Here is an 11,066-nt window from a genome sequence, read left to right as displayed (position 1 = left end):
ATTATTGAGTCAAGACGCCAGTAAGGCTTGCCACCGCAAGCCTTCATTCATAATGATTATTTCTACGCCACACAGCAAGGCCCGTCAGGATTCCGGAAACCAGAAGACCCAACCACAGCGCAGGGTCTGTCAGAGTATCCGCCCACAGCGTTACCCATTGATCCGGCTGAATCTGGGAACGAACCAGAACATCCATGGCACGGTGCCCGGCGCGGCTAATCGCGCCCCAGAAGTGCCCACTGTGCAGCAGCCACAGCTCGACCACCACCAGGCACAACGGAAGCAGCGCCGCCATCAGGAAAGGCGATTTACGCGACCACGCCGACGCTAACAGCAACCAGGCGGACAACGGCAGAAACCACAGTGAGAACAGCAGCCAACCCGACACCAATCCCGCGCCGTGCCCCAAAAAAGTAACCAGCAGCACACCCAGGTTAGGCAGGTCCACCCCCAACTGCCAGCTCACATAGCCCACCAGCATCAGCAGATGCAGCAAACCGACCACCAATGAAGCGGCAATGAACACCGCCGGTCCCACCAACACCCCGAAACCGAGTTTGGTCAGCACCACACTGGTCTCTGACACCGGCAGGGATTTCCAGAACAGAATGCTGCGATCACGCCGATCCTGGTTCAGGCAGCTCAACAAATAGGTCTGGCTGACCAGCAACAATACCAGAACGAAGGGCACTCCAATCCCCAGCAGCGCGGTTCGCAACAGTTTTGGGTGACTGCCGAACAAGTCGCCGCGCACCAGCGCACGCATCAAATCAGCACCACCCTCAAGCTGTTGAAGCTCCTCGGGTGTAGCTCGCAACTGGTCCAGTGCCCGGTTCAACTCCAGCCCGGAACTCGCTATGGCCATAATCAACAGGGCAGCCACCACCACAGCGATCCATAGCGGTGTTTTCAGAAAACTGCCGCGAGCTTCCCAGAATTCCCGCCGATACTGGGTCACCAGCGAGCGCCGACACAGTGCATTGAACCAGGAATGATTATTCAACCGACTCATGGCGCTCCCCTCCCATCCGCCAACGGTTTCGCCGCTGTATCGTCCAGGTGCGCGACAAACAGATCGGTCAAGGAAGGTGTACCCACCTCACCCAAAGGCGCTAAACGCTCCGCTGCGACGCCTTTATACAGCAGAATTTCTCCACCGAGCCGGGCACGTCGGTGCATGGGACCCAAGGCCAGCGCCTCGTCCAATCGTTCACGCCCCACGCTGAGCTCAACGAAACTCTGCTCAATATCCGCCATCGAACGGTTGAGCCGAATCTCGCCGTCACCGATAAACATCACATCCGTGAGCAAGTGCTCAATCTCCTCCACCTGATGCGTCGTAATCAGAATGGTTTTGTCCTCATCGAAATAATCGTTCAGCAAACTGGTGTAAAAACGCTTGCGGTAAAGAATATCCAACCCCAGTGTCGGTTCATCGAGCACCAGCAAGCGGCTGTCAATGGCCATGATCAACGCCAGGTGCAGCTGCGTCATCATGCCCTTGGAGAGTTCTCCCACCCGGCTCTGGCGCGAGATGTTCGTATTGGCCAGAAAACCCTCGGCGCGAGTGCGGTCAAACCTGGGATGAACCCCCTCCAGGTAGGCCAGCGCCTCGCTGACCTTAAGCCAGCGCGGCAAAATCGCCGTGTCCGCGATAAAGGACACGCTTTCCATTAAGCGTGTGCGCTGCTTTCGGGGGTTCAGGCCCAGCACTTCCAGATGACCCTCCATCTCCGCCAGACCAAGAATGCCTTTGAGTAGCGTGGTTTTGCCAGCGCCGTTGGGGCCGATCAGCCCCATAATCCGACCCGGCTGCAGCGTCAAATCCACCCCTTTCAGCACCGCTTTCCCGCCATAAGCCTTGCGCAGACCACGCGCTTCAATAACGGCTGTCATTCACGTTCCTCCTTTCCAGAGTCTTCGCCACACAGCGTGGCCAACGCATCTTTTAGAGCGGCCGGGCGTATTCCCAGCGCGCGCGCGCGCGTCACCAGATCCGGTAATTCCCGATCCAGTAAATCCGCCCGCTCTCGGCCCAGAAGGCGCTCGCGGGCGCCGTCCAGCACAAACATCCCCAGCCCGCGCCGTTTTTCCACGACCGCCTCATCCACCAGAAGCTGATAAGCCTTGGCGACCGTCAAGTGGTTGATCTGGTAGTCCGCGGCCAGCTGGCGCACCGATGGCAACGGTTCGCCTTCCGCCACTTCCCCACGCAGAATCAACAGCACGATGCGCTCGTAAAGCTGGCGATAAATCGGCTGATTGTCAGTCCAGATAATGGTCAAAAGGGTTCCTTTGGTGAGACGGTGATATACATAACTATATCACCAAATTGGAGGCTGACAAGTCATTGTATGAAAATGAGGGGTCGCGCCTGCGACGGCCATGGAAATCCTTATTCGCTCAATACCCGCTCTCACAAAATCCCGTCAAAAACAAGACTGGTCTGACCGCCGCAATTGCGGATAATGAGCGCCTTGTCTATTAACCGACCGCAGGATTCAGGTGCTGTTTATGATCCGCATCTCCCAGAGAATTGCCGAAGAACTGAAGTGTCAGGAGCAACAGGTGGCCGCCGCCGTGGCCCTGCTCGACGAAGGCGCTACCGTGCCGTTTATTTCCCGCTACCGGAAAGAAGTCACCGGCGGGCTGGACGATACCCAGATGCGGACGCTGGAAGAGCGGTTGCGCTACCTGCGGGAGCTGGAAGATCGCCGCGAGGCCATTCTCAAAAGCATCTCCGAGCAGGAAAAGCTGACCCCGGAGCTGGAACGCGACATCAAAGCCGCCGATACCAAAACCCGCCTGGAAGACCTCTATTTACCCTACAAACCCAAGCGCCGCACCAAAGGTCAAATCGCCATTGAGGCGGGCCTGGAACCGCTGGCCGACGCACTGCAGGCCGATCCGACACTCAACCCGGACAGCGAAGCGGCCAAGTACTTGAATCCCGAGCACAAAATCGACGATGCCAAGGCCGCCCTGGACGGCGCTAAGTACATCCTCATGGAGCGTTTCAGCGAAGACGCGGAGCTACTGGGCAAGCTGCGCCACTTTCTTAAGCAGGAATCCAACCTGACCGCCAAGGTTTCACCCGGCAAGGAGTCCGATCAATCCCAGGATGTGCAAAAATTCCGCGATTATTTTGAGCACAGCGAACCGCTCAAAAGCGTTCCCTCCCACCGTGCGCTGGCCATGTTCCGTGGTCGCAACGAAGGCGTACTAACGCTGGCCCTGACGCTGGGCGACGAAGAAGACCGCAGCGCGGCCCATCCCTGTGAGGGCATGGTCGCCGAGCACTGGGAGATTCGCGACCAGGGCCGGGCGGCGGACACCTGGCTGAAAGAAGTGGTGCGCTGGACCTGGCGGGTCAAGCTGCTGACACACCTGGAAACCGACTTGCTGGGCGAGCTGCGCGAGCAGGCCGAGGAAGCGGCCATCAAAGTGTTCGCCGCCAACCTCAAAGATCTGCTGCTGGCGGCTCCCGCCGGGCAAAAAGCCACCATCGGCCTGGACCCCGGACTGCGCACCGGCGTGAAAGTCGCCGTGGTGGACGCCACCGGCAAAGTGCTCGATCACGGCGCCATTTTCCCCACCGCGCCTCAGTTCAAGATCGCGGAAGCGGAAAAAGTCATCGTAGCGTTGTGCAAGAAACACAACGTGGAGCTGATCGCCATTGGCAACGGAACCGCCTCGCGGGAAACCGAGAAATTTGTGCAGGAAGTACTGAAAAAACACAGCGACCTGAACGCCAAAAGTGTGATGGTGAACGAATCCGGCGCCTCGGTGTACTCGGCTTCGGAATTTGCCGCCAAGGAGTTCCCGGATCTGGACGTCACCATTCGCGGCGCCATTTCCATTGCCCGCCGATTGCAGGACCCACTGGCGGAGCTGGTGAAGATTGATCCCAAATCCATCGGCGTGGGTCAGTATCAGCACGACGTGTCACAAACCCAGCTGGCGCGTGAACTGGACGCGGTCGTAGAGGACTGTGTAAACGCTGTCGGTGTCGAGGTGAACACCGCTTCCGCGCCACTGCTGGCCCGGGTGTCCGGCCTGAACCAGACCCTGGCCAACAACATTGTGGAATTTCGCAATGCCAATGGTGTGATTCGCTCGCGCAATGATTTGAAAAAAGTCCCACGCCTGGGCGAGAAAACGTTCGAGCAGGCCGCTGGTTTTTTGCGCATCGCCAATGGCGACAACCCGCTGGATGCCTCTGGCGTTCACCCGGAAGCCTATCGCGTGGTGGAAGTGATCGCCGAGAAAAACCAGCGTCAGCTCAAAGGGCTGATTGGTGACTCAGCCTTCCTGAGAACGCTCAAAGCGGCGGACTACACCAGCGAGACCTTTGGTGTGCCGACGGTGACCGACATCATCAGCGAGCTGGATAAGCCCGGCCGCGACCCGCGCCCGGAGTTCAAGACCGCCCAGTTCCAGGACGGCGTGGATACCATCAAGGACCTGGAGCCGGGAATGATTCTGGAAGGCTCCGTCACCAACGTGACCAACTTCGGTGCCTTTGTGGATATCGGTGTTCACCAGGACGGCCTGGTCCACATTTCCGCGCTGTCCAATACCTTCGTCAAAGACCCGCGCGATGTGGTGAAAGCCGGTGACGTGGTGAAAGTCAAAGTGATGGAGGTGGACGTACCGCGCAACCGTATCGGCCTGTCCATGCGGATGGACGACCAGCCGGGCGAAAAAACCGAGGGTGCCAAAGGCGGTGGCTCACGTCGCGCGCCGAAAGGCAAGGGCGGCGGTAACCCGAGAGGGCAGGGCGGCCAACAGCCCTCAATGGGAAGCATGGGCGCGCTGCTGCAAGAGGCTCTGAAGAAAAAGTAGCCCCTCTGATTAAGGCGTCGCACCCGCCATACAACGGGGATTGGGACTGTAGGCGGCCACGGGAGTACCGTCGCAATTAACCGCCGCAACATTCCCGCCTTTGAGAGTCAACGAATCGATCAGCGGTAGGTAGAGAGTGGGCTAATTCGACAGGCGGCAGTCATCAAAATCGGCGTGTGTCCGTCCGCTTGCCCGTCGATTATAATGAAGGCCGCTCAACGAAGGAGAAGGTCATGCTTAACCACCGGTTCACAGCGCTTTCCCGCCTACTGCAATGCCTGCTCGCGGTATTCGCGCTGATGCCCCTGTCATCGGCGCTGGCGGGGACCACGCTTTACGAAGTCAGTAAAGGCGATCATCGGGTACTGCTCGGTGGCACCATCCATCTCTTGCACCCGGATGAATTTCCGTTGCCCGACGCGTTTGATGCCGCGTATGACGAGGCGGACGCGCTATATCTGGAGGCCGATCTGGTGGCGGTCCAGAAGCCTGAATTCGCCCAGCGCCTGATGCAGGCCATGCTGTACCCGCCTGGCAAATCTCTGAACACCGAACTCAGCCCCACCGTGTGGGAGCGCCTCAAGGCCTATTCTGAAACCAACGGGTTCCCGGTGCAGAACTTCCTGGGATTTGATCCGGCCTTTGTCAGCATGGTGATGACCGTCATGGCGGCGCAGCAAAAAGGCATCAGCGATGGCGTGGATGCCTATTATTTAAATCGCGCCCACCGCGACGGCCTGCCCACCGGTTACCTGGAAGACTCCGACGCGGTATTGAGCTACATGGAAGCCCTCTCGGGGCAGAATGGTGACGACATTATCGAGGCCACGTTGGCGGATCTGAAACGTTTCGACGAGCTGATGACCAGCACTGTCGACGCGTGGAGACGAGGCGATCTGGACGCTCTGGACCAGGAGCTGGGCGCACCCATGCGGCGAGAAGCGCCCGAGATGTATGACATCCTGATGGTGAAACGCAACGCCGAATGGCTGCCGGAAATTGAACGGCTGTTCAACGATGAAGCGGTGGAACTGGTGCTGGTCGGCTCATTGCATCTGGCCGGAGAACACAGCCTGCTTGCCGCGTTGAAAAAACGCGGTTATCAGGTGCGTCCTTATCAGGGACCGACCACCACTCATTAGTCAACAAAATCGAGCATCAACAGAGTCGAGGGGTTTTACAAACGGCGACCACACCACACCACGGCTCTCAATGAATACCTTGGCAAACAACGACTTGCTTCGCATGGCATGGTGCCTGCTTATGAAAGAATTAACGCACCGGGTGATCCAAACATCGCCTGAGTACGTTTTACCCTGCAGTCGCTCAGTTACCGCCTGCTTGCTCGTGCTCAAGGAAGGTATACGCGGCACAGGCTTTTCTCGGTCACCGCTTGACGGTCTGAGACGATTGGCCCAGGAAGGCCTGGCGCAGGGGCGCTCGCCAAGGACGACGAATAACCCAAGGAGGAATACCCACTTCAAGGACGATGCATGTCGGAACAAGCCCGCAAGGACAGCGGGCTGACTTCCCCTGCCGCATTGTTTCGGTCCTGAAACACACTTCACACTTTCGCCTTGTATCGCGACGCTATAATCGCCATAAACGTTATGATGGCCGACCCGTTATCATTGCAAGGAGAACACTGTTTGAGCGATCACGAGCATGTAGCCACCCTGGAAGAGGTTCTGGACCGGGTGGGTAACGTAGCGCGGGAGCATGAACGCATTTCCATTGACCAGATCATGGATGCTATCGGGCAGCGCTCGTTCGGCCCTGTTCTGCTATTGATGGGGCTGATTATTCTCGCGCCTCTCATTGGTGACATCCCCGGCGTCCCCAGCCTGTGTGCGCTCATGGTGCTGCTTATCTCCGTGCAGTTATTGCTGCATCGGGAACATTTCTGGCTGCCGCAGTGGATACTCTGCCGTTCCATCCGGACACAAACGCTGTTCAAGGCATTAAACCTCTCGCGTAAACCGGCACGCTTTGTTGACCGACTGGTACGACCGCGCCTGACCTTCCTGATTCGTGGCTACTTGCCCACCCGCTTTGTGGCGCTCGCCAGTTTAGCGGTCGCATTGCTGATACCGGCCATGGAATTTATTCCGTTCAGCGCCAACCTCGCCGGCGCCGTGCTGACGCTCTTTGGTCTGGCATTAATTGGGCGGGACGGTTTACTCGCTTTTTTGGCGTTTAGCTTTACCGGTGCCAGCGTCACAGCCGTCGTGTACGCCGTTTTTGGTTGAACCATTTTCGTCGCCTGATCTCTAATCCGCCGCACAACGTAAAGCCATCAACATGAATATTGCCCCACTGACGGGGCAATGCAGTATCAGGCCCGCGCGTCGCTCTTATGGCCTGATGGACCGAGACCGTAAGAGAACTACACCATGACCGAACGGGTGCGTTTTTTCGACCTGCTGCGCTGTCTGGCCGCCGTTGCCGTTATCGCCATCCACGTACTCGCTCCCTATCGCGACTTGCTGGGCAGCATTCCGTTTTCCGAGTGGCTCACAGCCACCACCATCAATGGCATCAGCCGATGGGCCGTGCCGGTGTTTATTCTGGTCACCGGCGCGCTGCTGGTCAGCGACCCGAGGCCGTTCAACCCGCAATACTATGTGAAGCGACGGTTGGCAAAAGTGCTGTTACCGTTCATCGTCTGGTCACTGTTTTACGCTTGGTTTTCGGGTTGGACCGCCATGGGGTACGACGCCGAATCCGCCAAACATGCCCTGATGGACAGTCCCCACCATGCCACTTACTACCATTTGGGATTTTTCTACTACTTCATTCCGCTGTACTTCATTGCACCTCTGTTCCAATGGCTGGCCAGGAACGACTACGACCCGGTGCTGTATATCTACCTGGCGCTGTGGCTGACCACCTCCGCGCTGTATTTGTTCTACGTTGACGGCCCCTGGGAGTTCAACCTGTGGCTGTTCAGCGGATACCTGCCGCTCGGCTACGTGCTCTACAAAAAGGTGCCAATCAATGCCTGGAGTGTCGGGCTGTTTACCCTGGCTGGCATCGCCGCTCTGGTGACCACCGTCGCCGCCGTCACGCTGCTCTGCCTCGATAGCGGCGACTACAGCTTTAAACGCTGGCTGTCCTACAAAACCCTGAACGTTATCTTCGCCGCCAGCATGATCTTCGTGCTGTGCCGTGCACTGGCCGATAAGCTGTCCGAACGCGCCTACCGGGTCGTTCAGTTCATCAGCCGATACAGCCTGGGCATCTACATTCTTCATCCGATTTTCCTGTGGCCCATGAAAACATTCGGCTGGCACGGCGGCCACCCCGCCTGGGTCATTCCCTTGTGGGTTCTGCTCAGTGGGGGTGGGGCACTGGCGCTGAGCTGGCAGCTGTCCCGCTCCGCCAAAACCCGCTGGCTCTTACCCTAGGGCCTACGTGGACCGTCTCTGTTACACTGCTGCGGTCAACCTGTATTCGAGAGACTTCAATCCACATGAGCCTGTTTCAGCCATCCTCTCAGGAAAACGCCATCAAGGTGGCGCGCCTGCAACCGGACGACCTTCTGGGCTGCACGGTTGTTCGGCCCTTCGAACTCGACGGCTTTGAATGGCCCACCGCCGAGCACTAGTATCAGGCCATGAAATACCCAGGGCGCCCGCGAGCCGATGCCATCCGCAACGCCGCTACCGCTGAGCAGGCCCGGAAAATAGGCCGCGGCTGGCTCAAGCGCCCGCGCAAGGATTGGGAAAAGATACGCACCGTCGCCATGACCCGCGCTATCTACACGCAGTGCCAAGTACACCCTGACTTCGCCGAGGCCCTGCTGGCCACCGGGGAAGAGGACATTCTGGAAGTGTCGCTTTACGATTATTTCTGGGGGCTTGGGCGAGATCTGCGTGGGCAGAATCAGTACGGGAAAGTGTTGATGGCCGTGCGGGATAAGATTAGCGACAGTTAGGCCACAACCTCCGAGCATGTCATTCCTGGCTAGGTTTTCTCTTTTTCGGCCGAGCATCATTTTTCGTCTGAACATGGCTCTTGAGAAAGAGCTCAGCTTGCCCCTCTTCTCCTCCCGGTGTATCATTACCAATGATAGGCAAAGAGAGATATGGAACCAACAAGGTTGGGAGAACTTCCTATTCTTGGGGAGTTAAATCTATGTTAATAGCCTAATCTCCTGCAATCCGAAAACAAACTGCTTCGAACAAGTATCAAGCTTGTGCTAGCTCTACTCAATCGTCTTTACCTTTCTAACGAAAACTATCGTTCATAATACAGGGTGACTTTGTCTGATGCTTCAAGCCCCTTCCATGGATATATCTGGAAATTCTGGCTGCTCAGTTCGCTTAATTAAGAAGGGTTATCAGTTAGCCGTCGAAAAATCCTGCAGCCAAGCTTCGTATATCCCTCGGCTGAAAGCGCAGATTGAAAAACAAAACACCTTCAGAGCATTCACCTCAAGCGTTGCCATAAGTATCCCGGAACTGTATTGGGAGTCGGAGAGCATAAATCATTACTGCGCCGTCATGGAGTTTCTACCATACCTTGACTTTATTGATTTTTTTGGAACATGCTCTGTGCCTGCATTATTCAAAAGCATTGACACGATAGAAGCGTTTATAGACGAAAATACTCGCAGCTCGACTAGCAAGATCAACCTCGCAGCCCTTGCAAAACTTTATGAAATTGAGCAAAAAGTCACTACTGACAAGGACAAGATTCAAATAATTCAACATTCAGCCAGGCAGCTCAGAAATATCCTGTTAAACAAAGACATATTCTTACCCAACGGAGAGTGTCACGGGGACTTCACACTCTCGAACATGGTATTCACAACCAGTGGAGAGAATATAGGGCTTTTTGATTTTCTGGATAGCTACATAGATTCTCCGGCTATTGATCTTGTGAAACTGCGACAAGACACACAACTGGGCTGGTCTTTTATCAAAACCCGAAAACCTTCCTCTCGTATCCGCATCCACCAGGGGCTTAACCAAATGGATCTCTTTGCGGAGAGAAAGCTCTCTGAGTTAGATGTATCCAAAGAGGACTATAACGTGTTACAGGCAGTGAATATATTGAGGATCCTGCCATACGCAAACGATGCTTTAACTCTGAGCTTCATCCAAAGATCCCTCAATATATTGGAGGCCTGAATGCACCTGATTCTTCCTGTGGCGGGAAGTTCGTCCCGCTTTCCAGATATGAAACCAAAATGGCTGCTTACACATCCTAGGGGACATATGATGATTATCGAGGCAATTAAGAACCTTGAACTCGATAAGTTTAAATCTATTAATCTAATTTGTTTAAAAGAGCACAACGAAAAGTATTCTGTTAAGACTGCCATCGAAACCCAATTTGAAGAGATTGGTCACAGGGATAAGCTCTCATTCATCATGCTAGACGAACGCACCCAGAACCAGCCAGAAACGGTTTATCGCGGAATTCAGAAAGCTGGAATCAGTGGACCCATCTTTATCAAAGACTCCGACAACCAGTTCTCAATCCCAGTTAGTGAGGGTAACTACGTGTGTTATCTTGACCTTCACGAACTTGACAGTGTTAATGCAAAAAACAAGAGCTATATAGAAATTAACGAGCACGGTTACATTCACAATATTGTAGAGAAAAAGATCGTAAGCTCAACGTTCTGTGTCGGAGGTTACGGCTTTGAATCGGCCGAGATTTTCAGTGAGGTTTTCGAACAGGTTGACGAGGGATCCCCAAACCTTTACATCTCCGACCTAATCTATCAACTGCTTCTTGATGGTCATATCATTAGGTCCCAGCATGCAGCCAACTACTATGACTGGGGCACCCTCCGAGAATGGAATCAGTACAAGGCACTATACTCAACGCTTTTTGTTGATCTTGATGGAACCCTCGTCAAGAACTCTGGCCAGTATAGTTCACCGTATTGGGGAGAAACCGGTGGCATCGAAAAAAATATACAGGCCCTCAACGAACTACATAAGTCAGGAAAAGTACAAATCATTATAACAACATCGAGAAAGGAGAAATTTCGGGAAGCAACCATACAGCAGCTAGAAAGCCTCAACATTCCCTACGACAATATCATCTTTGGTCTCGTTCATGGCCGGAGAATTGTTATCAACGATTACGCAAGAACCAACCCTTACAAAAGTTGTGATGCAATCAATATTAAACGCAACAGTGACGACCTTAAAGAGATGTTAGAAGAGTCCATCGGGTTTGACATAGGGATCTGACATACACAG

11 protein-coding genes are annotated in these 11,066 nt (G+C 55.1%); 8 read left to right on the top strand and 3 right to left on the bottom strand.

Features of this window, described 5'->3' with window-relative positions:
- Window positions 1–43 precede the first annotated feature (43 nt).
- Genes ACQCLF_RS09875 through ACQCLF_RS09865 form a run of 3 tightly spaced genes read right to left on the bottom strand, consistent with a single transcriptional unit; the run spans window position 44 to window position 2,285 of the window.
- Window positions 44–1,012 carry a hypothetical protein gene (locus ACQCLF_RS09875; RefSeq protein ID WP_426986762.1) on the bottom strand — a complete coding sequence of 323 codons (969 nt, stop codon included), beginning with the start codon at window positions 1,010–1,012 and terminating at the stop codon, window positions 44–46.
- Window positions 1,009–1,896 (bottom strand): ABC transporter ATP-binding protein, encoded by an 888-nt coding sequence (locus tag ACQCLF_RS09870; RefSeq protein ID WP_426986760.1) that lies wholly within the window; start codon window positions 1,894–1,896, stop codon window positions 1,009–1,011. Before ACQCLF_RS09870 ends, ACQCLF_RS09875 begins: the two co-directional genes overlap by 4 nt.
- A complete protein-coding gene (locus ACQCLF_RS09865) occupies window positions 1,893–2,285 on the bottom strand; it encodes a GntR family transcriptional regulator (protein WP_426986758.1) in 393 nt (130 codons plus the stop codon). The genes ACQCLF_RS09870 and ACQCLF_RS09865 overlap by 4 nt, the downstream gene beginning before the upstream one ends.
- 229 nt (window positions 2,286–2,514) lie before the next feature.
- On the opposite strand from ACQCLF_RS09865, the gene ACQCLF_RS09860 reads away from it, so the two are divergent.
- From ACQCLF_RS09860 to ACQCLF_RS09825, 8 genes are all read left to right on the top strand, one after another.
- The gene (locus ACQCLF_RS09860) at window positions 2,515–4,845 is read left to right on the top strand and encodes a Tex family protein (protein WP_426986756.1); all 2,331 of its coding nucleotides are present in this window, start codon (window positions 2,515–2,517) and stop codon (window positions 4,843–4,845) included.
- A gap of 233 nt (window positions 4,846–5,078) precedes the next feature.
- Window positions 5,079–5,987 carry a TraB/GumN family protein gene (locus ACQCLF_RS09855; RefSeq protein ID WP_426986754.1) on the top strand — a complete coding sequence of 303 codons (909 nt, stop codon included), beginning with the start codon at window positions 5,079–5,081 and terminating at the stop codon, window positions 5,985–5,987.
- A 507-nt stretch (window positions 5,988–6,494) separates the two neighbouring features.
- A complete protein-coding gene (locus ACQCLF_RS09850; protein ID WP_426986753.1) occupies window positions 6,495–7,094 on the top strand; it encodes an exopolysaccharide biosynthesis protein in 600 nt (199 codons plus the stop codon).
- Window positions 7,095–7,238: 144 nt separating this feature from the next.
- Window positions 7,239–8,252: an acyltransferase gene (locus ACQCLF_RS09845; protein WP_426986751.1), complete on the top strand. Its 1,014-nt coding sequence runs from the start codon at window positions 7,239–7,241 to the stop codon at window positions 8,250–8,252.
- Window positions 8,253–8,317: 65 nt separating this feature from the next.
- Complete coding sequence (locus ACQCLF_RS09840) at window positions 8,318–8,452, top strand: hypothetical protein (RefSeq protein WP_426986749.1); 135 nt, start codon at window positions 8,318–8,320, stop codon at window positions 8,450–8,452.
- Between the two features lie 9 nt (window positions 8,453–8,461).
- Entirely contained in the window at window positions 8,462–8,782 is a 321-nt protein-coding gene (locus ACQCLF_RS09835; RefSeq protein WP_426986747.1) for an NADAR family protein, read from the top strand.
- A gap of 334 nt (window positions 8,783–9,116) precedes the next feature.
- On the top strand, window positions 9,117–9,980 hold the full coding sequence (locus ACQCLF_RS09830; protein ID WP_426986745.1) for a phosphotransferase: 864 nt from the start codon (window positions 9,117–9,119) through the stop codon (window positions 9,978–9,980).
- Window positions 9,981–11,057, top strand: coding sequence for a hypothetical protein (locus ACQCLF_RS09825; protein ID WP_426986743.1), 1,077 nt, complete (start codon window positions 9,981–9,983; stop codon window positions 11,055–11,057).
- Window positions 11,058–11,066 lie beyond the last annotated feature (9 nt).

Source organism: Marinimicrobium sp. ARAG 43.8 (genome assembly GCF_050113635.1).
In the GTDB taxonomy this organism is placed as follows: domain Bacteria; phylum Pseudomonadota; class Gammaproteobacteria; order Pseudomonadales; family Cellvibrionaceae; genus Marinimicrobium.
Note: the sequence above shows the minus strand (reverse complement) of the source record. Positions and strands in the feature narration are given on the sequence as shown.